We start from the raw sequence: 22,920 nt of genomic DNA, 5'->3' as shown, positions 1-22,920 counted from the left end.
GTCATGGCCAGCTCGCTCAAGCCGCTGGCGTTGCCGCGCCTGCCCAAGCTGGTCCGGCGACTGCTGCTGTCAGTCCCCACCCTGCTGCTGGTGAGCATGGTGGTGTTTTCCCTGCTGGCGGTGCTGCCGGGCGATCCGGTGGCCGCCATCCTCGGCATGGAAGCCACGCCGGAAGCCGCAGCCGCCCTGCGCCTGAAACTGGGGCTGGATGATCCGCTGCTGGTGCAGTACGGGCACTGGCTGTGGGCGGTGCTGCATGGCGACCTGGGGCGGTCCTTCATCGACAACACCCCGGTGGCCGATGCCCTCTGGCAACGCCTGCCGGTGACCATCGAGCTGGCCATCGGCAGCTTCCTGGTGGCCGTGCTCATTGCGGTGCCGGCCGGCATCCTGTCGGCGGCACGTCCGCGCGGCTGGGCCAATGCCATCGGTACCTTGATTGCATTGTTCGGCATGTCGGTGCCGCACTTCTGGCTGGGCATGCTGTTCATCATTCTGTTTGCGGTCAAGCTGGGCTGGCTGCCCGCCTCGGGCTTCGTGCCGCTGTCGGTGGACTGGCATGCCAACCTGATTGCCATGATCATGCCCATGGTCGTGACCGGCCTGCGCGAATCGGCCATCCTCATGCGCATGGTGCGCAGCAGCCTCCTGGAAGTGCTCAACGAGGATTACATCCGCACCGCCTTCTCCAAGGGCCTGCGCGACTGGCAGGTAGTGCTGGGCCATGCGTTGCGCAATGCCATGATCCCGGTGGTCACCGCCAGCGGACTGATGGTCTCGGGCATGCTGGGCGGGCTGGTGATCACCGAGAGCATCTTCGGCATTCCCGGCATGGGCAAGATGATCGTCGATGCCATCTTCCAGCGCGACTACGTCACGGTACAGGCCGGTGTACTGGCCGCAACCGTCATGGTGGTCATCGTCAACCTGTGCGTGGATCTGCTCTACAGCGTGATCGACCCGCGCATCGCCCGCTGACTGTCTGCTGCACGCACCCAACCATGACGTCTCCCGACATGAACCCTCCCTCTCCTGCACAGGCCCTGCCAGCGCTGCCGCGCTGGCGCACCCTGCGCCGCTTCAGCCGCAACCGTCTGGCGGTGATCGGTGCGGTGATCATCACCGTACTGGTCCTGTTGGCGATAAGTGCACCGGTACTGGCCCGGTACGATCCGATTTTTGACCAGGACTACGGCAATCTACTGTCTGGTCCCAGTGCCGCGCACTGGCTCGGCACCGATGACCTGGGCCGCGACATCTACACGCGCATGCTCTACGGTTCGCGCATCTCGCTGCAGGCAGCGCTGATCTCGGTCGGGCTGGCCTTTTCGCTGGGCGTGCCCATCGGCATCGTCAGCGGTTACTATCGCGGCGCCGTCGATGCCATCGTCATGCGCGTGGTCGATGCCCTGCAAGCCTTTCCCTCGCTGATCCTGGCGCTGGCCCTGGCGGCGGCGCTGGGTGGCGGCTTCTACAATGCCATGGTGGCGGTGGGCATCGGCTTCACCTCTTCCTTCGTGCGCCTGGCGCGCGGCCAGGCCATGACCATCCGCAATCTCGACTACGTGATGGCGGCGCGCTCCATCGGTGCCGGGCACCTGCGCATCATGTGGCGCTACATCCTGCCCAATTCACTGGCGCCATTGGTGATCCAGGCCACCTTCGCCATGGGCACGGCCATCATCGCCGAAGCCGGGCTCTCCTATCTCGGCCTGGGCGCCAAGCCGGAGGACCCGAGCTGGGGGTCCATGCTGCATATCGCACAGGGCTACCTGAACACCACGCCAATGCTGGCCATGTGGCCGGGGCTGGCGATCTTCCTGGTGGTGCTGGGGTTCAACCTGCTGGGCGACGGCATCCGCGAAGTGTTCGACCCTAAACTGAGCCGCTGAGGAACACCCATGCTCACCATCGAGAATCTCAAGATCGAATTTCTCAGCCACGGCCGCCGCGTTGCGCCGGTTGACGGCGTGTCCTTTTCTCTGGGCCAGGATGAAACCGTGGGTCTGCTGGGGGAATCCGGCTGCGGCAAGAGCGTCACCGCGCTGTCCATCCTGCGCCTGTTCCCCATGGCCAGCCAGGCCAGGTTGTCGGGGGCCATCCGCTTCGGCGAGCGCGATCTGCTGCAGGCCGATGAGGCCACCCTGCGCGGCATCCGTGGCAAGGAGATCGCCATGATCTTCCAGGAGCCGATGACCTCGCTGAACCCGCTGCATCGCATCGGCGACCAGCTGGGTGAAATGCTGCGCATCCACACCCCGTTGCCGCGCCAGGAGATCCACGCCAAGGTCATTGGCATGCTCGAACGTGTGGGCCTGTCCCGTGCCGCACAGCTGGTGGACGAATATCCGCACAGCCTCTCGGGCGGCATGCGTCAGCGCGTCATGATCGCCATGGCCCTGCTGTGCCAGCCCCGGCTGCTGGTCTGCGACGAACCCACCACGGCGCTGGATGTGACCATCCAGGCGCAGATCCTGGACCTGATGCGCGACCTCAAGCGCGAGCAGAAAACCTCCATCCTGATGATCACCCACGACCTCGGCGTGGTGGCCGAGATGTGCCAGCGCGTGGTGGTGATGTATGCCGGCCAGGTGGTCGAACAGAGCAGCGTGGAGGACCTGTTCGACCGTCCCGCCCACCCTTACACGCACGCCTTGATGCGCGCCCGTCCCGCCCTGGACGCCACGCCCGGCGCGCCGCTGACGGCCATTCCCGGCAGCGTGCCGCCGCCCGGCACCGTCACGCAAGGCTGCCGCTTCGCCGCCCGCTGTAGCCGCGCCCAGGACATCTGCCGCCAGGAGATGCCAGTGCTGGAAGATCTGGGCAATGGTCACAGCGTGCGCTGCTGGTATCCGCATTGAAGGCGAGAACATGACCCCACTTCCTCCCCTGCTCGAAGTCCACGGACTGAAAAAACATTTCGCCGCCGGTGGCAGCATCGTCAAGGCAGTCGACGACGTCTGCTTCAGCATCGCCGAAGGCCGGACCCTGGGCCTGGTCGGCGAATCCGGCTGCGGCAAGTCCACCACCGGGCGCAGCGTGCTGCGCCTGATCGAACCCAGCGAAGGCAGCGTGCGCTTCATGGGCCAGGAACTGACCCTGCTGCCCGAAGGCCAGCTGCGCGCCATGCGGCGGCATATGCAGATGGTGTTCCAGGATCCGTACGCCTCGCTGAACCCGCGCATGACCATCGGCGAAGTGCTGGAAGAACCGCTGATCGTGCACAAGCTGCACGACCGCGCCACCCGCAAGCGCAAGGTGGCCGAGGCGCTGGAGATGGTCGGCCTGAACCCGGCCTACGCGGCGCGCCATCCGCATGAATTCTCCGGCGGCCAGCGCCAGCGCGTGGGCATCGCCCGCGCCATCATCACGCGGCCCAAGCTGGTGGTGGCCGATGAAGCCGTGTCGGCGCTGGACGTATCGATCCAGGCGCAGATTCTCAATCTGCTGCGCGAGCTGCAACAGGAACTGGGCCTGACTTACCTGTTCGTCTCGCACGACCTGGCCGTGATCCGCCATGTCAGCGACAGCATCGGCGTGATGTACCTCGGTCGCATGGTGGAATCGGGCACATGTGAAGAGGTCTACACCCAGCCGCGCCATCCCTACACCCAGGCGCTGCTCTCAGCCATTCCACGTGAACATCCGCGCGAAAAACGCGAACGCATCGTCCTGCAGGGCAGCATTCCCAATCCGGCAGCGCCGCCCACAGGCTGTCATTTCCATCCGCGCTGCCCGTCCTGCATGGAGGTATGCAGGACCGAGACGCCACCGGCAGTGAAGATCAGCCCCACCCATACCGTGGCCTGCCATCTGAGCCGGCCTGAGTTGACGCTGCGCCCGACATGAGGCGCGAGCGCCCCGCTAAAATACGCCCCTGAACCAAGAACGAGAGACTGCCATGCCCGCCTTCCCCGACTTCAGCAGCAACCACTATCCCTATTTCTCGCGCCGCAGCGCCGTCTATGCCCGTCGTGGCATGGTGGCGACCTCGCAGCCGCTGGCCGCGCAAGCGGGCCTGGAAGTCCTGCAGCGCGGTGGCAATGCCATCGATGCGGCCATCGCCGCCGCGGCTGCGCTGACGGTGGTCGAACCTACCGCCAACGGCATCGGCGGCGATGCCTTTGCGCTGGTCTGGCATGGCGGCAAGCTGCATGGACTCAACGCCAGCGGCCCGGCGCCACAGTCGATTTGCGCCGACAAGCTCACCGGTGCCGGCCTGAAGGACGTCCCGAAATATGGTGCCCTGCCCGTCACGGTGCCCGGTACGCCCAGCGCCTGGGCTGCCATGGCCAGGCGCTTCGGCAAGCTGGCCCTGACCGATTCCATGGCCGGTGCCGTCACGCTGGCGCGTGAGGGCTTCCCGGTCTCGCCGATGGTGGCGCATGCGTGGCAGGTGGCGCAGCAGAACTTCAGGCGCGAATTCAAGGAAGCGCATTTCCAGTCCTGGTTCGACACCTTCTGCATCGATGGGCAAGCCCCGCAAGCCGGCCAGCTATGGCGCTCGGCGGGTCATGCCGCCACCCTGCAGGCGATTGCCGAAGACAACGCCGAGAGCTTCTATCGCGGTGCCCTGGCAGAACAGATTGCCGGCTTCGTGCAGCAGGCCGGAGGATATATGCAGGCCTCCGACCTGGCGGCCTTCCAGCCGGAGTGGGTGGACCCCATCGGGGTGAACTATCGCGGCTATGACGTCTGGGAAATTCCGCCCAACGGCCACGGCATGGTGGCCCTGATGGCGCTGAACCTGCTGAAGGCCTACGACTTCAGCGAACGCGACACCCTGACCACTTATCACCGCCAGATCGAAGCCATCAAGCTGGCCTATGCCGATGGCCTGGCCCACATCGCCGATCCGGCGCACATGAAGGTGACGGTGGAGCAATTGCTGTCGGACGCCTATGCCGATGAGCGCCGCAAGCTGATCGGTCCGCGCGCCACGCTGCCGGTGGCGGGCGACCCTTCGCGCGGCGGTACGGTGTACCTGTGCACGGCCGATGCCGAGGGCAACATGGTGTCCTTCATCCAGAGCAACTACATGGGCTTCGGCTCGGGCCTGGTGGTGCCGGGCACGGGCATCGCGCTCCACAATCGCGGCAACAATTTCACGCTGGAAGCCGGGCATCCCAATGTGCTGGCACCGGGCAAGCGACCGTATCACACCATCATTCCCGGCTTCATGACACGCAATGGCCAGGCCGTCGGCCCCTTCGGCGTGATGGGCGGCTTCATGCAGCCGCAGGGCCATGTGCAGATGGTGATGAACACCGTCGACTTCGGCCTCAATCCACAAGCCGCGCTGGACGCACCGCGCTGGGAATGGGAGAAAGGAAACAAGGTCAGCATCGAGCACACCACGGCCGAACATCTCTTCCGTGGCCTGGGCGGGCTGGGACACGAAGTGTCGTGGTCGGGCAACCAGCTCGGTTTCGGTCGCGGCCAGATCATCTGGCGCAATGATGAAGGCGTGCTCTGCGGCGGGACCGAACCGCGTACCGATGGCAGTGTGGCGGCATGGTAAGAAAGTCTCCATCGTGAAAAGCCTGGCTGCCTCCACCACCGAACCCGCTGCTGCCGCCCTCGTCCCCGACGCCGAGGGCGAGGAGGCACAGGTGCGCAATGGTTCCCTGCCCGAATATGTCTATGCGCAACTGCGCCAGGACATCTTCGACATGCGCCTCTTGCCCGGTGACCAGATCACCGAGACCGAGATTGCGGCGTATTTCAAGGTCTCGCGTACGCCGGTGCGGCAGGCGCTGCAACGCCTGCAGAACGATGGCCTGATGCAGGGCTACGTGCGCGGTGGCTGGGAGGTGGTGCCGATCGACTTCAAGCGCTTTGCCGATCTCTACGAAATGCGCAAGCTCATCGAGACCCACGCCGTGCGCCGCCTGTGCACGCAGGCAGGTGACCAGAGCGTGCTGGCCGGTCTGCGCAGCACCTGGTGCGTGGCCGCCGGCTTGCGCGAACTGGATGGCCCCAAGGCCGCGCAGCTCGATGAGGTCTTTCACCAGACGCTGGTGCGGGCGGCCGGCAACCAGGAGATGGCCGAAACCTTCGACCGTCTCACCGACCGCATCCGCATCGTGCGGCGGCTGGATTTTCTCTATGGCGATTGCCTGCATTCGACCTACGAGGAACATGCCGCCATCCTCGACTGCATCGCCGCAGCAGACGCCGATGCAGCGATGCGTCTGATGGGTGAGCACATCGATGGCAGCCATGCCGATGTCAATCAGATCACCCTGCACCGCCTGCACAGTGCGCGGGCCACGGCCACTACCAAGCCGCCTGCGTATGTGTCGGTGCGGGTGCGGCGGTCTTTCTAGAACCCATTTCATCAATAGGCGTGAGATGCGTTCTGTCCAGAAAGGGCGCTGGCAAGGCGCGCGACGCGTCGTGTGGCGGTGCCACACGCAAGGAGCGCAACGCGGCCAGCGCCCTTTCTGGACAGAACCCGGAGGGAGCGGCCCGTTTGGGCGAATTGCTCGCACTCACGCCTATTTATGAAATGGGTTCTAACTTCAAAGTGCGACTACCAAGCGGCGTCGCACGTCTTCTGCATCGGCGCAGTATCGCCTCGTGGTAGCTGACTACAAGCGGCTACTAGGGCCTGTTCACATTAAATCTGCGAGATGCGTTGCCTGCCGTTGTTGCAGCTCCTTGCCGTGGCACCACCACGGCGCGTCGCCGCGCCTAGGCAGTCAACGCTTGGCGACCTCTCGCACTCGCAGATTTAATGTGAACAGGCCCTAGGGTGACATACAAAACTTTCGACTTCCTCCCGTGTATTTGCTCCTCGATCGTGAACGGCCCTTGAGACAGTAGTAAGGTCACCAAGCTCGCCGGCCTGTGGCGAGGGTTGGGCACAAAGCGGTTCCGCGAACACGAGAGGTCAAGATCATGTCTGCAGATGAAAAGAGCAAGAGCATCAATGACGAATTATTCGGGCTCTGCGAGAAGCTGTATTTCCACGAAGTGGATATTCGGGACAAGGTAAATGCACGGCTCCAAATGCCATTCGCCATCGGGGTTGCGATGGTCGGCATCCTGGGCTTCATGCTGCAAAATCTTGATCGGACCGCCTCTGGAACCTGGCTCCATGTTTTTTACGGATGTTATTTTTTCTCAGGCTCTTTCATCTTTCTTGGCACCTCGTATTTCATCAAGGCTGCATGGGGAACCGAGTATCAATTCGTAGCGCCTGGCGTGTTCTGGACTCGCTACAAATCAGAATGTTACGGCTTCTATCAGCATCTCGAAAACGCTGACGAGCTTGCCAGAGACGCGTTTCGCTCCATGTTATCCGAACAATACGGTCGCACATCGTCAGCCAATGCGATCGCCAACGATACGAGGGCTTATCATCTGCACCTCACGCTGAAATTTCTCATTCATGCCGGAATGTATGCCACGTTTGCCCTGATGGTGTTTTACTTTTCCGGATTGAACAAGCAGGAAAAAGACTCACCCGTACGTGTATTGATCACCGCACCCATCAAACTGGAGAAGTCAATGAGCGAAACAAAGAAGATTCCACCGCCCCCGCCCCCGCCGCCCATTCGATACGTTCAAGATAATCGACCACCTGCTCCACTCAAACCGGTGCCGTCCGAGCCTTCTTCGTCGGGACGATAGACCTTCGTCGGGTGCGTCCTCGGTCTGCTCACGTGAAGATTGGCCTGAGCTTTATCGATGCAACGACAGCTGTCTGACTCCCGGCACGCCCCTCTCCCCTGTCCAATGCTGACCCGCCGCTGAAAGCGCGCCGGTGCTGTGTTAGGCTTCCCGCCTGACTTCAATTTTCCAGGCAGGGAGACACACATGAAAGTAGCCGTGATGGGCGCAGGTGCCGTGGGATGTTATTTCGCCGGGATGCTGGCGCGGGCGGGACACGAAGTGGTCCTGATCGGCCGGCCACAGCACGTGGAAGCCTTCAACACCAAGGGCTTGCGACTGGAAGCCAGGACCTTCGACGAGACCATCCCCGTCAAGGCCAGCACCGATCCGGCCATCGCAGCCGGGGCCGATCTGGTCCTGTTCTGCGTCAAATCCCCCGATACCGAAACGGCCGGCGCGCAGCTGCGAGCGCACCTCGCGCCCGACACGCTGGTGCTGACATTGCAGAACGGCACCGACAATGCCGAGCGCCTGCGCACCGTGATCCCGCAACCGGTGTCGGCCGCCGTGGTCTACGTTGCCACCGAGATGGCCGGCCCTGGCCACGTCAAGCACCATGGCCGTGGCGAACTGGTGATCGAACCCGCTGCACGCAGCCAGCAGGCAGCCGATGCGTTCATCGCCGCCGGTGTGCCCACCGAGATTTCCGACAACGTGCGTGGTGCGCTGTGGCTGAAGCTCATCATCAACTGCGCCTACAACGCCCTCTCGGCCATCACCCAGCTGCCTTACGGCAAGCTGGTCGAAGGCGTGGGCGTGCTGGAGGTGATGGGCTACCTGGTAGCCGAATGCAAGGCCGTGGCGGCGGCTGAAGGCGTGACCCTGACGGGCGATGTGGACGTGGCCGTACGCAAGATCATCGAGACCATGCCCGCGCAGTTTTCTTCAACGGCTCAGGACGTGGCGCGCGGCAAGCCCAGCGAGATCGATCACCTCAACGGCTACATCGTGCGGCGCGCGCAGGCGCATGGCATCGCTACCCCCGTCAACCTGACCGTGCATGCGCTGGTCAAGCTCATCGAGAGCAAGGCACGCTGACGACAGAAACGGGAAGACCGCTCAGCCGAACAGCCGGGCGTCAAACCGGAACGGCTTCTTTTCCAGCACCTTGACGCTCGCCATCTGTGGATGCAAGGGATTGAGCAAGAGATTGAAATCGGTCGGGCTGACCACCGAAGGCAGCTTCATCACCAGGTGCTTGCCCTGTTCGATCCAGTGCTGGCCGAGGGCGGCCGTACTGGCCGGATCGCGCGCGATATCGGCCCAGTCCGGCGGCAGGCCTGGCACGTAGGCCTTGCGCACCTCGGCATCCGGGACTTCCAGCACGACCAGGCAGTAATGCGCCCGAGGCATCAGCCCGGCCATGTGCACCAGCGATTCCAGCAAGGCCGTCGACGCGCTGCAGCAGGTGTAGAGCACGCGCGATCCGCGCGGATTCCAGCGCCCGCCGCTCAAGGCAGCGCCATTGCCGGACAAGTCATCGGCAGCGTAATGCCCCGGCTTCTCCTTGGCCAGGCGATAGACTTTCAAGCGGCGATCCCGAAGGCAATGCGCGACAGAATGTCACGGACCCGGTCATAACCCGGCTGGGTATCGAGCACTTCCAGCGGCGTCAAGCCACCGAGCGCGGCATTGGCGCGGCGCATCCATTCTGCAGCCAGGCCCTCATCCTCGAACACATCGGCCGCCTGCTCGCGGATGTAGAGCACGCGGGCGATACGGTCCGATTCCGAACCGGACAGCCGTTCCTTGCGGGAAATCTTGCGCAGGATGGTGGAACTGGGCAGGCCCAGGCCAGCCAGCAGGGTCTGCAAAGGAATCTGCAACAGCTCCCGCGCCACGCGCTCGGCGATGATGGCGTCCATGCCGTCGCGGATGATGCGGCCCTGGCTGATCGGGTCCATCCGGGCGAAACGCTCGAAGTCGCGCGGCTTGGCCCCCAGGCCGGCAGAACGCTTGCTGGCAGCGGATGCGACAGCGGCGCGTGTTGCCATGATCAACCTCTCATTTGGTCAGGTTCAGACTCTCATCTTAGAATCTTCCCAAATGAGCGTCAACGTCCCATCAAATGAGAGTTGACGTGATCAGCGCAGCATGGCCGACATCGCCGACAAACTGTTGAGCACACGCACCGCATATTCCGCAGTCGGGGCATCGAATTCGACGGTGACGTTATCGCTGCGCTCCAGGATCGGCAACTGACTGAAGAGATCGGCCTGCGCCACCGTCTGCGTCTGCAGGCGGCAACGCAGCGGGCCGCGCAGGGGCAACACCGGCATGGCAGCCGGGTTGGCAACCAGTGCGGCCACCGCCTGGCGGGCCCGCTCTTCCAGTAGCACGCAGGATTGCTGCGGCGTGAGCGAGTCGCCACTGTTGGCGCCGTAGGCCTTCTTGGTCTCGGCAAACACCGCATGCGGGAACAGGGGCTGGTTCTCTTCGATGAAGGCATCATCGCCGCTGCCAAAGATCACCGGCACGCCATGCTCGGCGGCCAGCGCACCGTAGAGCCCGGCCTCGCCCAGCTCCTGCCCGTCCAGCCAGACGCGGGCAAAGGCGAAGCTGTTGGTGGTGTGCGCCAAAATGCCGCGCCCCTGGGCGCGCGAATGGTAGCCCACCAGCATGACGGCATCGATCTCCTGATCCACCCCGCCCATCATGCCCAGCACGCGCGGCTTGCCCAGCACCATGCGCGCCTGCGGGTGCAGCAGGTCGGGCAAGAGATTGCGATAGCCGCCGTGCGCGTCGTTGACCTTGATGGCCGTGGCACCGGCAGCCAGCGCGCCACGGATGACGGCATTGGCTTCCTCGGTCATCCAGCGGCGCGCACGTTCATATTCGCCATTGCCGGTGCGGGTCTGCTCGGGATGGAAGACCCCCGCCACGCCTTCGATGTCGACGGAAACCAGGATGTTGACGCGTTTGTTCATAGAGAGGTTTTTCCAGGTAAATCGGGGTGCTCAGCCAGCCGATCACGCAGGCTGATCCGCACGTTGCCATCGCGCCCGCGCACCGTCTCGGCCGCGAAGAGCGCATGCACGATGGCCTGCTCCACGCTGTCGGCGGCGGCATGGAACAGCGGGTCCAGCAGGTGATCGGCCAGCAGGGTCATTTGCAGGCAGTCGGCATCTGCCTCGATGCGTTGGGCGGTCGAGAAGGCCAATGCGATATCGCCGCTGCCATGTCCATAGGCCGATCCGGTCCGCGCCAGACCGGCACCGGCGCGGGTGGCCAGGCGCTTCAGCTGCCGTGCATCCAGCGGCGCATCGGTCGCCAGGACCATGATGATGGAGCCCTTCTCGGGCGCCGCATCGGGCGTTTCGGCAGCGGCCAGTCGCGCGCCGAGCGGATCACCGGCCAGGATCAGTTCTGACAGGCGGCCGAAGTTGGACAAGACCATTGCCCCGACGGTATAGGTCTGCGACGAAGCACCGGGACTGGCCACGCGTGAAGCCGTCCCGATGCCGCCCTTGAGACCGAAGCTGGACATGCCCCGCCCTGCCCCGACCGAGCCTTGCATCACTTCAGTCGACAAAGCCTGCAGGGCCGCCTCGAAGTGCGCGGGCTGTACCGCCATGGCCTGCAAGTCATTCAGATAGCCGTCATTGCATTCCAGCACCAGCGCATTGACCGTAGGCAGGCTGCGCCCGCATTCAGGATTGGCCCGCAGCGCATGCGCGATCTGCGCATTGAGCAGCGCACCGACAGCAAAGGTATTGGAGAGCGCAATGGGCGTTTCCAGCAAACCCAGCTCCTCCAGCTGCACCAGCCCGGCGCTCTTGCCGAAGCCATTGATGACGGCCGCAGCAGCGGGCAGCTTGTGGGTGAAGAGATTGCCGCCATGCGGGGCAATCACGGTCACACCGGTCTGCACTGCACCGGCCGCCAGCGTGCAATGACCGACCGTGACGCCGGCCACATCGCAGATGCTGTTGCGTGGACCGGCCGGCAGTGGGCCGATATGCGGGACCTGCAAGTTCATCATCAACGCTGGTCGATCTTGGGATCAAGCGCGTCACGCAAGCCGTCCCCCAGCAGATTGAAGGCCAGCACGGTGAGGAAGATGGCGATGCTGGGCACCAGCGCCACGTGCGGCGAGGTGACCATGTCGGCACGGGCTTCGTTCAACATCAACCCCCATTCCGGCGTCGGCGACTGCGCCCCCAGGCCCAGGAAGGACAGGCCGGCCGCGGTGATGATGGAGGTACCGATGCGCATGGTGAAATACACCACGATGGCCGAGATGGTGCCGGGGAAGATGTGCTTCCACATGATGGTCATGTCGGACGCGCCGATGCTGCGGGTCGCCTCGATGTAGGTGAGGTTCTTCAGTTGCAGGGTATTGCCGCGCACCAGGCGCGCAAAGGCCGGGATGCTGAACACCGACACCGAGATGATGACGTTGATCATGCCACCGCCCAGAATGGCAACGATGCCAATGGCCAGCAGGATACCGGGGAAGGCGAACAGCACGTCGCAGATACGCATGGTGATGCGGTCCCACCAACCTTCGTAGTACCCGGCCAGCAAACCGAAGACGGTACCGATCACCGCGCCGATGGCCACCGAGAAGAAGCCCGAGGCCAGCGAGATGCGGGCTCCCATCAGGATCCGACTGAAGATGTCACGGCCCAGCGAATCGACGCCGAACCAGTGGACCCAAGTGGGCGGCGAGTTCAGTGCATCGTAGTCGAAGAAATTCTCGGGATCGAAGGGAACGATCCAGGGCGCGATGATGGCGACGAGGATCAGCAGCAGGATGAACACGCCCGCATAGACAGCCAGGCGCTGCTTCTTGAACTTGCGCCAGAACTCGCGCCAGGGAGTGCGAATCTTCTGGCCGGAGGCCGCAACGGCGGCCGGATCGGGCGGCGGCAGGGGCGCACCGGTTTCGGATGTGGCGGCCAGAGGCGAATTGGAGAGCGACATGATTCCCCTCACTTGAAACGAATGCTGGGGTTGATCACGGCATAGAGCACGTCCACCACCAGGTTGATGAAAATGAATTCCAGCGAGAACAGCAGGATCTCGGCCTGGATGATGGGGTAGTCACGCATCTCGACGGCATCCACCAGCAGGCGTCCCATGCCCGGCCAGTTGAACACCACCTCGACCAGGATCGAGCCGCCCAGCAGGAAGCCGAACTGCAGACCCATCATGGTCACCACCGGGATGAGTGCATTGCGCAGGCAGTGCTTGATGACCACCACGGTTTCGGTCAGGCCCTTGGCGCGCGCGGTACGCACGAAGTCTTCCTGCAGGATCTCGATGAAGGAGGAACGGGTGAAGCGCGCCATCACCGCCGCCACCGCCGCCCCCAGGGTGAGCGAAGGCAGGATGTAGTGGCGCCAGGTATCGTCGCCCACGGTGGGCAGCCAGCCCAGCTTGACCGAGAAGATCTGCATGAGCAGGATGCCCAGCGAAAAGGCCGGGAAGGAAATGCCGGATACCGCCAGCGTCATGCCCAGGCGGTCCGGCCACTTGTTGCGCCAGACGGCCGAGGAAATGCCGATGATGAGACCGAACAGCACTGCCCAGATCATCGCCACGATGGTCAGCCACAATGTGGGCCAGAAGCGCGCGGCGATCTCTTCGGAGACCGGGCGCTTGCTGCGGATGGAGCGGCCAAAGTCGCCCTGGGCGGCCTTGACGAAGAAATTCACGAATTGTTCAGGCAGGGGCTTGTCCAGGCCGAGGTCGGCGCGCACCAGCGCCACCGTCTTGTCGTCGGCTTCGGGACCGGCCGCCAGCCGCGCCGGATCACCGGGCAACAGGTGCACGAACAGGAAAACCAGGACCGCCACCAGCAACAGCGTGGGGATCAGGCCTAACAGGCGTTTGATGACGAAGGAAAACATGATGCTCTCTGAAGAAGGCCGCTGCCACGGTGGATCGAAGCCTTGCTTGTTGCGGCAACGGGCGCAGGCCCGTCGCAGGAATGCTGCCGGCGGCGCGCATGAGCACGCCGCCAGCCGGGTACTGCCGTCTTACTTGGTCAGCTCGATGTTCTCGAAATCGATCGCCTGGTCAGGCATCACGTAGACACCCTTGAGGTTCTTGTTGCGAGCATAGAGCAGCTTTTCGGTGACCAGGAAGGCCCATGGCGCATCTTTCCAGACTTGCTGCTGGGCGTCCTTGTAGAGCGCTTCCTTTTCCTTGCGGTCGGTCAGGGTCAGGGCCTGGGCGATGTCGGCATCCACCTTGTCGTTCTTGTAGTAGGCGGTGTTGTACAGACGCGGCGGCATGGACTCGGAGGCCAGCAGCGGACGCAGTGCCCAGTCGGCTTCGCCGGTGGAAGAGGACCAGCCGATGTAGAGCAGGCGCACCGGTGCGGTGGCCGGGTCCTGCCAGCTTTCCACACGCTCCACGCGCTGGCCGGCTTCCAGGGCCTGGATCTTGGCCTTGATGCCCACCTGCGCCAGTTGCTGCTGCAGGAACTGGATGATCTTCACGGCAGTGCTGTGGGTATAGGCCGACCACAGTTCGGTTTCGAAACCGTTGGGATAGCCCGCTTCGGCCAGCAGGGCCTTGGCCTTCTTCACATCGTACGGCCACGGACCGGTCTTGAAGGCGTAGTCCACACCCTGCGGCACCACCCCTTCCATCGGCGTGGCATAGCCATTGAAGGCCACCTTCACCAGTGCCTGCTTGTTGATGGCGTAGTTGATGGCTTCGCGTACCTTGGGGTTGTCGAAGGGCTTCTGCTTGGTGTTCATCGACATGTAGCGCTGGATGATCGAGGGCGCCGAGATCACGTCCAGGTTGGACTTGCTCTTCAACAGGTCAGCCTGTTCGTAGGGCAGCGGATAGGTGAACTGCGCCTCGCCGGTCTGCATCATGGCCGAGCGGGCGTTGTTGTCGACCACCGGTTTCCAGATGATTTCATCGACCTTGGGATAGCCCTTCTTCCAGTAGCCGTCAAACTTCTCAACCTTGACGTAATCGGTCTGCTTCCATTCCACGAACTTGAAGGGACCGGTACCGACCGGGTGGAAGGCGATGTCCTTGTTGCCGTATTGCTTCAGGGCGGTGGGCGAGATCATCACGGCCGAGGGGTGGGCCAGCACGTTGATGAAGGCCGAGAACGGTTCCTTCAGGACGATCTTGACGGTGTAGTCGTTGAGGATCTCGGTCTTGGCGATGCGGTTGAAGAGGTTGTAGCGCTTCAACTTGTTGTCCGGGTTGGTCACGCGGTCGAAGACGGCCTTGACCGCATCGGCCTTGAAATCGGTGCCATCCTGGAACTTCACGCCTTGCTTCAGGCGGATGGTGTATTCCAGGCCATCCTTGCTGACCAGGTAGCCTTCGGCCAGTACCGGCACCAGCTTCATGTCCTTGTCGAAACCGAACAGGCCCTGATAGAAGGACTTGGCCATGGACAGCGAGAGCGTGTCGTTGGCGTCATAAGGATCCATGGTGGTGAAGGTCGAATACACCGCCAGCGTCACGGTCTTGGCCGCAAACGCGTGCGCTGCGGCGAACTGCAGCGTGGTCCCGAGGGCCGCGACTGCCAGCCATTTGGCCGCCGATACACCCTTTTGAGTTGCTGTTGTAGACATGTGGTCTCTCCTGATCAGTAAAGCGAGGTTGGTACGACGTAGTTGGGTTTTACTGCGCTGACTGCATTTTGGTACAACAAGAACACGGACCGCCGCTCAAAAAGCGCCGGCAATACGGTGCTGGGCCACGAAGTGCCCGGGAGCCACTTCCCGCAAAGGCTCCACTTTGGGCTCATCGCCCACCAGCCGGATCGGGCTGGGAATTTCATCGGTCATCAGTTTCTTGCCCGGCTGGCGCAGGGTCGGATCGGCCACCGGCACGGCCGCCATCAGCTTGCGCGTATAGGGGTGCTGCGGATTCTCGAAAATCGCCCGGCGCGGACCGATCTCCACGATCTGCCCCAGGTACATCACCGCCACGCGGTGGCTGATGCGTTCCACCACCGCCATGTCGTGCGAGATGAAGATGAAGGAGATGCCCAGCTCGGCCTGCAGGTCCAGCATCAGGTTGACGATCTGGGCCTGGATCGACACGTCCAGCGCCGATACCGATTCATCGGCGATGACGATCTTGGGGTTCAGCGCCAGGGCGCGCGCAATGCAAATGCGCTGGCGCTGGCCGCCGGAGAATTCGTGCGGATAGCGCTGGCCGTGCTCGGGCGTGAGACCCACGCGGGTGAGCAAGGCATCCACGCGTTGCTGCGCGCCCTCCTTCATGCCGTGCACCAGCATCGGCTCCATGATGGAATAGCCGACCGTCATGCGCGGATCCAGCGAGGCGAACGGGTCCTGGAAGATGAACTGGATGTCGCGGCGCAGCTGGCGCAATTCCGAACGCGGCAGTTGCGCCAGGTCACGACCACCGAACTCGACCTTGCCACCGGCGATGTCGACCAGGCGCAGCAGCGAGCGCCCGGTAGTGGACTTGCCGCAACCGGATTCACCGACGATGGCCAGGGTCTCGCCGGAGTAGAGATCGAAGCTGACCTTCTCCACCGCATGCACGCGCTGTCTGACGCGCCCGAAGATGCCGCTCTTGACATCGAAACGCGTGGTCAGGTCGCGCACCTTGAGGATGGGCTGGCGCTGGGCGGCAATCTCCGCCTGGGCCTGCAGTTCGCTGGCGATCAGGTCGGGGCGCACCTCGGCCTGGGGGGCGATGCCAAAGCGCAGCGGTTTGTCGGTGCCGCGCATGGAGCCCAGGCGCGGCACGGCGGCCAGCAGGGATTGGGTATAGGGATGGGCAGGGGCGGCAAAGAGTTGCCGGACTTCGTTCTCTTCCACCTTCTCGCCACGGCACATGACCACCACACGGTCGGCCACTTCGGCCACCACGCCCATGTCGTGGGTGATGAAGATCACGCCCATCTGCATCTCCTGCTGCAGCGAGCGGATCAGTTGCAGGATCTGCGCCTGGATGGTCACATCCAGAGCGGTGGTCGGTTCATCGGCGATCAACAAGGAGGGCTTGCAGGACAGTGCCATGGCGATCATCACGCGCTGGCGCATGCCGCCCGACAATTGGTGCGGATGGCGACCCAGCACACGCTTCGCTTCGGGGATACGCACCATCTCCAGCATGCGCAGCGCCTCGGCCTGGGCGGCAGCGCGGCTCATGCCCTGGTGCAGGCGGATCGATTCGGCAATCTGCTCGCCGACGGTGAAGACCGGATTGAGCGAGGTCATCGGTTCCTGGAAGATCATGGCGATCTCCGCGCCCCGGATGCTGCGCATGGTGGCGTTGTCTGCCTGCGCCAGGTCCAGCGACTGGCCGCTGCGACGCAGGAACTGCAGGCTGCCGCTGGCGATCTTGCCGCCGCCGTGTTCGATCAGGCGCATGATGGCCAGCGACGACACCGACTTGCCCGAGCCCGATTCACCGACGATGGCCAGGGTCTCGCCCTGATCGACGTGGAAGGACAGGTCACGCACCGCATCGACGGTGCGCTCGGAAGTGGCAAAGCGCACGTTGAGGTGACTGACGTCGAGCACGCGTTGGGACTGTTGCATCTTGATTCTCTCCTGCTCGGCCGTTCAGGCCGGTGCTGCGTAAATGGCGGTGACCGGAGCCAGTTCACCACGACCATAGGCGCGGTACATGCCTTCGGTATTGAAGGGCAAGGCCAGGTTGCCGTGGGCATCGATGGCGATCACGCCACCGCGTCCGCCCACCTTGGGCAAGGTCTCGAAGACCACGGCACGGCTGGCCTCTTCCAGCGACTGGCCGGCGTAGGCCATGCGCGCACCGATGTCATAACAGGCGGCAGTGCGCATGAAGGCTTCGCCGGTACCGGTGGCCGACACGGCTACGGTGGCGTTGTTGGCATAGCAGCCAGCGCCGATGATGGGCGAATCGCCCACGCGGCCAGGTTGCTTGTTGGTGATGCCACCGGTCGAAGTCGCCGCTGCCAGATTGCCGAACTGATCCAGCGCGACAGCGCCGACAGTGCCGAACTTGTGGTCAGGGTCGATGGGTTCCTTGGGCGCGGCGGCTTTTTCAGCGAAGGCGAATGAGGAAGCATCATGATCCAGCATGGCGCGCGACTGGCCGCGTACGCGCAGCCATTGCTCATGGCGGGCATCGGTATGGAAGTAAGCGGGTTCGACCGTGACCGCACCGTGGCGCGCCGCAAAGGCTTCGGCGGCAGGGCCCACCAGCAGGACGTGTTCGCTGTTTTCCATCACCGTGCGTGCGGCCAGGATGGGGTTGCGCAGATTGGTCACGCAGGCCACCGCGCCCGAGGCGAGGTCGGCACCGTTCATGACACAGGCGTCCAGCTCATGCTTGCCTTCGCTGGTGTAGACGGCACCATGGCCGGCGTTGAAGAGCGGGCAGTCTTCCAGCAGGCGCACCGCTTCGGTGACGGCTTCCAGAGCCGAACCACCGGCATTGAGTACGGCCTGGCCGGCGGCCACAATGTCGGAGAGCGCCTGGTGATAGCGGGCCTCGTCCTCGGCCGTGAGCGATGCGCGCGTGATGGTGCCTGCGCCGCCGTGGATGACAATTACCGGAGTGGTCATGCGTTGGTCTTCCCTTTGATTGGAGCGCGCCTGGCAGTCGCCCGCACGGGCTTGGCGACCGGCGTGGAGCCACCGCGCTGTTGCTGCTGGGCCAGGTACAGCCAGGGCAGCACGAATTCAGTCATTTGCGTAGCCGCCTGCACCGAGCGGCGCGCACGGTGCGCCACGGCATCGCACAGCGCCTGGATCAGGATCAGTGCAGCCGCATCCGAGGTCGGCGAGAGGCGGCCATCGGTCTGGGCATACAGGGTGACATCGGCCAGCGGCACCAGAGGTGAGCCGGGCGTATCGGTCAAGGCCAGCACGCGCGCGCCCTTCTCCACCGCGCGCTGGGTCAGCCAGACGGTGTCGGCGGCATAGCGCGGAAACACCATCGAGATCACCAGGTCATCGCTGTCGAGCTTGAAGAACTGCCGCGCCGCCTGCGACGGCCCGCCCGCCATGGCCACCGAACTGACGGTGCGCACATAGGGTTCCAGCGTATGGGCCATCAACCCGGACAGGTAGGCCGAAGCGCCGAAGCCGGTGATGAAGACGCGCTGCGCCGAGAGGATCATGTCGACCGCCTGCTCGCAATGCTCGGCGGTGAGCATGCGGCGCGTGGCTTCGATGTTGGCGATGTCGCTGTCGAAGGCCGCGGCCATGATCTCGGCGCTGGTGGCGCTGCGCTGTACCTGCTCGCGCAGTTTTTCCACCGGTGCCAGGGTGGTGGCGAAATCCGACACCAGCGCGGCACGAAAAGAGGCATAGCCATCGAAGCCCAGCGCATGGGCGAAGCGGTTGGCGGTGGCCACCGAGATCCCGGCTGCTTCCGACAGTTCGTCGATGGTCATGGTGGCGGCGCGGAAGGGATTGCCCAGCACATAATCGGCTGTCTTGCGGTGCGACTTGGACAGTTGCGGATACAGCTTGCCCACGGCCTGTGCTACCGCACCGGCACCCTGCAAACTGATGTTCTTCGGCTGATGTGTCACCGTCCGCTACCCCGTTGTCATTGAACTCACCGCCCTCCGCAAACAAAACGCAAAAGAAATAAATCGTTTACATCATTTAAATCATTTATTTCGTTTGCAGAGAGCCCTGCCACCACTATTCTTGTCCTGTTGCGCCCGCTGATGCGGACGTCTTTATCATCGTGCAGGACATGTCATTTGCTTAAGTCCCGCCGAAAAAATGTAAATATATTTTCATTTTCTCCGAGAGTAAAGAAAAAATACTTTCAAAATTCGAATATCGATATAACGCACCAGAAGCACGCGATTGAGCGCATGAAATGCAGCAGATGTGCACCAGATGAAGGAAGATTCATGGCGCGGCGCACCAAAAATGACGCGGCGCGCGCGCTGGCGAAGACGATAAAATACGCTTCTTCATACCGTCCTGCCCGCCCATGAATATCCGTTTTCTTGAAACCTTCGTCTGGCTGGCCCGGCTGCGCAATTTCAGGCTCACCGCCGAGCGCCTGCACACCACGCAGGCTGCCGTTTCCAGCCGCATCGCCTCGCTCGAACAGGATTTCGGCGTACGGCTGTTCGACCGCAGCGCGCGCGAAGTGGCGCTCACTGCCGATGGCAGCAAGGCACTGGTCCACGCCGAGCGCATGGTCAAGCTCATGCGCGAGATGAAGGACGACATGTCCGACCGCGAAGTCTTTGCCGGCGTCATTCGCATTGGCGTCATCGAATCCATCGTGCACAGCTGGTTTCCGGATTTTCTCGGGCGCCTGCACCGGGCCTTTCCACGTCTGCAGATCGAGATCGTCAGCGACACCACCATCCACCTGCACGAGCAGTTCAGCAAGAGCAACCTGGACCTGGTGCTGCAGGCCGAACCGGTGATCGGTCCGCAGGTCAGCAACATTGCGCTGTGTGAATTCCCCATGCGCTGGGTCGGCAGCCCCAAGCTCGACATCGGCAGCGAGACGCTCTCGCTGAGCGACCTGGCGGCCTTCCCCATCATCAGCTTCGCCCGCAATTCCGGTCCGCACGCGGTGATCGAACGACTGTTCTCGGGCAGTGAGCGCGCAGAGCGCACCTTGCACATCAACTGCATCGCCTCGGTGGCCACCATGATCCGGCTGGCCACCGATGGCTTCGGCATCACCGCCGTGCCGCCGGCCATCATCCAGCGCGAACTCAACGAAGAGAGCCTGCATCTGCTGCGGGTCGATACCGAGTTCCCGGCGCTGGCGCTGATCGCCTGCTTCCGCTCGGACCATGAGAATCCGCTGACCGAAACGGTGGCGCGCATCGCCCAGGAAACGGCTTCCGACTTCGCACTCAATTGGGGCCAGGAGATTGCGCGACTGCCCGCCCCGCTTGGCTGACATGGCCCGTCCTCCCGCCTGCAGGCTGCGCTGCGCGCCGATCTGCACCGGCGTGCGGGCAGCACCATGCTGAGGCAAAACGCGCCCTTCTTTTGCTCATAAGATTTTTCAATCAATCCTGTTCAGATTTTCTTGTTGGACAGCGCCCGCCCTGCCTCTCCATACTGAATTGAGACCGGCGCCTTTGCCTTTGGGCGGCAACCGGCACCTGACCGGTCCTGCCGTACCGGCACCGACACCCTACCCGTCCGTCCATCCATGCAGAACACAACACGGCGCCGCATAGCGGACGCCGGCCACACTTGAGGAGGTTTTCCATGTCGTATTCCCCATCCGCTGCGGCCACCGCAGCGCCCTCTGCCAGCGCTGCAGCCAGCCTGGAAGCCACCTACGGCAAGATCGCCTGGCGCCTGATTCCCTTCCTGGTTTTCCTGTTCGTGCTGGCCTGGATCGATCGCGTCAACGTCGGCTTCGCCAAGCTGCAGATGCTGCAGGACCTGCAGTTCTCGGAAGCGGTGTACGGGCTGGGCGCGGGCATCTTCTTCATCGGCTATTTCCTCTTCGAGGTGCCTAGCAACCTGCTGCTGGAAAAGATCGGCGCCCGCAAGACGCTGGCGCGCATCACCATCCTCTGGGGCCTGGCCTCGATGGCCATGGCCTACGTCACCACGCCGACGAGCTTCTACGTCCTGCGCTTTTTGCTCGGCATCTTCGAGGCCGGCTTCTTCCCGGGCGTGGTGCTGTATCTCACTTACTGGTTCCCGGCACAGCGCCGCGCCCGCGTCAATGGACTGTTCATGACCTCGTTCGCCATCGCCGGTGCGGTCGGCGGCCCCATTGCCGGCTTCATCATGAGCAGCATGGAAGGCGTGGGCCATCTGGCCAACTGGCAGTGGCTCTTCATCATCGAAGGCATTCCTTCCATCCTGGCCGGTTTTGCCGTGCTGGCCTGGCTGCCGGAAAAGCCGGCCAATGCCAAATGGCTGACCGAAGCCGAGAAGAGCGCCGTCACCCAGGTGCTGGCCGCCGAGAACAGCGCACCGGGCAAGCATTTCTCCTTCAAGGATGCCTGTAGCAATTACCGTGTCTGGATCTGCGCGGCCGTGTATTTCTGCGTAGTCAGCGGCAATGCCACCATCGCCTTCTGGGCCCCCTCGATCATCAAGGAAATCGGCATCAAGGGTAACCTGCACATCGGTCTGATCTCCGCCATCCCCTTCGTGGCCGGCACACTGGCGATGATCTGGAACGGCTTCCACTCCGACAAGACCGGCGAGCGCCGCCTGCACAGCGCCATCGCCACGCTCATCGCCTGCCTCGGCCTGATCGCCACCGGCATGACACTGGGCAACGCCACCCTGGCCCTGTGCTCGCTGACCCTGGCAGCCATCGGCATCCTGGCGGCCTTCCCGGTGTTCTGGTCGATCCCCGGCGCCTTCCTGGCCGGCACCGCAGCGGCCGGCGGCATCGCCCTCATCAACTCCATCGGCAACCTGGCCGGCTTCGTGGCCCCCTACATGATCGGCGCATTGAAGACCAGCACCGGATCGCTGTCCTCGGGCCTGTACTTCGTGGCGGCATTGGAGTTCCTCGCCAGTTTCCTGGTGGTGGTGTGCGTCAAGAAGCACTGATTTCCCCTGGCTGGCCGCCTCCCCCGGCCAGCCTCTCCTGATTCACCCTGTTGGAATGAAACCTCATGAAGCTGACTTTTACCCTCCCCGACCAATCCACCCTCCAGACCGACATCGACAGCCTGGTCATCGCCGGCTGGGCCGGCCGCGACATGGCGGCCATCGAGCATCACATCGAAGAACTGGAAGCGCTGGGCATTTCACGTCCCAGTGCGGTGCCCCTGTTCTACCGCGTCTCGGCCAACCAGCTCTCGCAGGCGGCCCGGGTGCAGGTGTTGGGCGAAGCGTCCTCAGGCGAAGTGGAGACCTTCGTCTTCAACAGCGGCGGCGAGCTCTATGTCTCGATCGCCTCCGACCACACCGACCGCAAGCTGGAAGCGCACAGCGTGGCATTCTCCAAGCAGGCCTGCGTCAAGCCCGTGGGCAGCAGCGCGTGGAAGCTCTCGGAGGTGGCCGACTACTGGGATGAACTGGTGATCCGCTCCTGGATCGAGGAAGACGGCACCACCCGGCTCTATCAAGAAGGCACACTGGCCTCGCTGCGCACGCCGGCCGACCTGATCGCGCGCTTCACCGATGGCAGGGCCACCCTGCCCGAGGGTTGCGGCATGACCTGCGGCACCGTGGGTGCCATCGGCGGCATCCGTCCTGCGGCGGCCTTCACGATGGAATTGTTCGACCCGCGCCGCGAGCGAGCGCTGCGGCACCACTACGTGTCCGAGTCGCTGGCCGAAGTGGCCTGATCCGCTTGGTGGGATGCGCTTGG

At 63.5% G+C, this 22,920-nt stretch carries 21 protein-coding genes; 11 read left to right on the top strand and 10 right to left on the bottom strand.

The window, feature by feature from the left end; all coding sequences use genetic code 11:
• Window positions 1-3 precede the first annotated feature (3 nt).
• From ACODSZ_RS10245 to ACODSZ_RS10210, 8 genes are all read left to right on the top strand, one after another.
• Window positions 4-978, top strand: a complete 975-nt coding sequence (locus ACODSZ_RS10245; RefSeq protein WP_008327791.1) for an ABC transporter permease — start codon at window positions 4-6, stop codon at window positions 976-978.
• Window positions 979-1,016: 38 nt separating this feature from the next.
• Window positions 1,017-1,892, top strand: coding sequence for an ABC transporter permease (locus tag ACODSZ_RS10240; protein ID WP_249777066.1), 876 nt, complete (start codon window positions 1,017-1,019; stop codon window positions 1,890-1,892).
• A 9-nt stretch (window positions 1,893-1,901) separates the two neighbouring features.
• Window positions 1,902-2,861: an ABC transporter ATP-binding protein gene (locus ACODSZ_RS10235; protein WP_175345056.1), complete on the top strand. Its 960-nt coding sequence runs from the start codon at window positions 1,902-1,904 to the stop codon at window positions 2,859-2,861.
• Between the two features lie 10 nt (window positions 2,862-2,871).
• Complete coding sequence (locus ACODSZ_RS10230) at window positions 2,872-3,849, top strand: ABC transporter ATP-binding protein (protein WP_488927521.1); 978 nt, start codon at window positions 2,872-2,874, stop codon at window positions 3,847-3,849.
• Window positions 3,850-3,901: 52 nt separating this feature from the next.
• The gene (locus ACODSZ_RS10225) at window positions 3,902-5,521 is read left to right on the top strand and encodes a gamma-glutamyltransferase family protein (protein ID WP_175345058.1); all 1,620 of its coding nucleotides are present in this window, start codon (window positions 3,902-3,904) and stop codon (window positions 5,519-5,521) included.
• A 13-nt stretch (window positions 5,522-5,534) separates the two neighbouring features.
• A complete protein-coding gene (locus tag ACODSZ_RS10220) occupies window positions 5,535-6,329 on the top strand; it encodes a GntR family transcriptional regulator (RefSeq protein ID WP_008327786.1) in 795 nt (264 codons plus the stop codon).
• A gap of 574 nt (window positions 6,330-6,903) precedes the next feature.
• Window positions 6,904-7,638, top strand: coding sequence for a hypothetical protein (locus tag ACODSZ_RS10215; protein WP_241822748.1), 735 nt, complete (start codon window positions 6,904-6,906; stop codon window positions 7,636-7,638).
• 186 nt (window positions 7,639-7,824) lie between these two features.
• The gene (locus ACODSZ_RS10210) at window positions 7,825-8,718 is read left to right on the top strand and encodes a ketopantoate reductase family protein (protein WP_008327783.1); all 894 of its coding nucleotides are present in this window, start codon (window positions 7,825-7,827) and stop codon (window positions 8,716-8,718) included.
• A gap of 21 nt (window positions 8,719-8,739) precedes the next feature.
• On the opposite strand, the gene ACODSZ_RS10205 is transcribed toward ACODSZ_RS10210, so the two are convergent.
• The 10 genes from ACODSZ_RS10205 to ACODSZ_RS10160 form a co-directional block, all read right to left on the bottom strand.
• Window positions 8,740-9,210, bottom strand: coding sequence for an RES family NAD+ phosphorylase (locus ACODSZ_RS10205; RefSeq protein ID WP_008327769.1), 471 nt, complete (start codon window positions 9,208-9,210; stop codon window positions 8,740-8,742).
• Window positions 9,207-9,674, bottom strand: a complete 468-nt coding sequence (locus tag ACODSZ_RS10200; protein ID WP_008327767.1) for an Xre family toxin-antitoxin system antitoxin — start codon at window positions 9,672-9,674, stop codon at window positions 9,207-9,209. Before ACODSZ_RS10200 ends, ACODSZ_RS10205 begins: the two co-directional genes overlap by 4 nt.
• A 90-nt stretch (window positions 9,675-9,764) precedes the next feature.
• The gene (locus tag ACODSZ_RS10195; RefSeq protein WP_488927520.1) at window positions 9,765-10,607 is read right to left on the bottom strand and encodes a M55 family metallopeptidase; all 843 of its coding nucleotides are present in this window, start codon (window positions 10,605-10,607) and stop codon (window positions 9,765-9,767) included.
• On the bottom strand, window positions 10,604-11,662 hold the full coding sequence (locus ACODSZ_RS10190) for a DmpA family aminopeptidase (RefSeq protein ID WP_008327764.1): 1,059 nt from the start codon (window positions 11,660-11,662) through the stop codon (window positions 10,604-10,606). The genes ACODSZ_RS10195 and ACODSZ_RS10190 overlap by 4 nt, the downstream gene beginning before the upstream one ends.
• Window positions 11,662-12,606: a glutathione ABC transporter permease GsiD gene (gene gsiD, locus ACODSZ_RS10185; protein ID WP_008327763.1), complete on the bottom strand. Its 945-nt coding sequence runs from the start codon at window positions 12,604-12,606 to the stop codon at window positions 11,662-11,664. Before gsiD ends, ACODSZ_RS10190 begins: the two co-directional genes overlap by 1 nt.
• An 8-nt stretch (window positions 12,607-12,614) precedes the next feature.
• Window positions 12,615-13,535, bottom strand: coding sequence for a glutathione ABC transporter permease GsiC (gsiC, locus tag ACODSZ_RS10180; RefSeq protein ID WP_008327762.1), 921 nt, complete (start codon window positions 13,533-13,535; stop codon window positions 12,615-12,617).
• Between the two features lie 129 nt (window positions 13,536-13,664).
• Window positions 13,665-15,236 (bottom strand): glutathione ABC transporter substrate-binding protein GsiB, encoded by a 1,572-nt coding sequence (gene gsiB, locus ACODSZ_RS10175; protein ID WP_488927519.1) that lies wholly within the window; start codon window positions 15,234-15,236, stop codon window positions 13,665-13,667.
• Between the two features lie 96 nt (window positions 15,237-15,332).
• Window positions 15,333-17,186 (bottom strand): dipeptide ABC transporter ATP-binding protein, encoded by a 1,854-nt coding sequence (locus ACODSZ_RS10170; protein WP_008327759.1) that lies wholly within the window; start codon window positions 17,184-17,186, stop codon window positions 15,333-15,335.
• Between the two features lie 24 nt (window positions 17,187-17,210).
• The gene (locus ACODSZ_RS10165) at window positions 17,211-18,197 is read right to left on the bottom strand and encodes an isoaspartyl peptidase/L-asparaginase family protein (protein WP_488927518.1); all 987 of its coding nucleotides are present in this window, start codon (window positions 18,195-18,197) and stop codon (window positions 17,211-17,213) included.
• Window positions 18,194-19,171: a MurR/RpiR family transcriptional regulator gene (locus ACODSZ_RS10160; protein WP_034350173.1), complete on the bottom strand. Its 978-nt coding sequence runs from the start codon at window positions 19,169-19,171 to the stop codon at window positions 18,194-18,196. Before ACODSZ_RS10160 ends, ACODSZ_RS10165 begins: the two co-directional genes overlap by 4 nt.
• A gap of 416 nt (window positions 19,172-19,587) precedes the next feature.
• On the opposite strand from ACODSZ_RS10160, the gene ACODSZ_RS10155 reads away from it, so the two are divergent.
• From ACODSZ_RS10155 to ACODSZ_RS10145, 3 genes are all read left to right on the top strand, one after another.
• The gene (locus tag ACODSZ_RS10155) at window positions 19,588-20,523 is read left to right on the top strand and encodes a LysR family transcriptional regulator (protein ID WP_008327752.1); all 936 of its coding nucleotides are present in this window, start codon (window positions 19,588-19,590) and stop codon (window positions 20,521-20,523) included.
• 317 nt (window positions 20,524-20,840) lie between these two features.
• Window positions 20,841-22,154 carry an MFS transporter gene (locus ACODSZ_RS10150; protein WP_008327747.1) on the top strand — a complete coding sequence of 438 codons (1,314 nt, stop codon included), beginning with the start codon at window positions 20,841-20,843 and terminating at the stop codon, window positions 22,152-22,154.
• Between the two features lie 65 nt (window positions 22,155-22,219).
• Window positions 22,220-22,897, top strand: a complete 678-nt coding sequence (locus ACODSZ_RS10145; protein ID WP_488927517.1) for a DUF2848 domain-containing protein — start codon at window positions 22,220-22,222, stop codon at window positions 22,895-22,897.
• Window positions 22,898-22,920 lie beyond the last annotated feature (23 nt).

Source organism: Herbaspirillum sp. FG34 (assembly GCF_057809315.1).
This window is presented reverse-complemented; position numbering and strand designations above follow the sequence as displayed.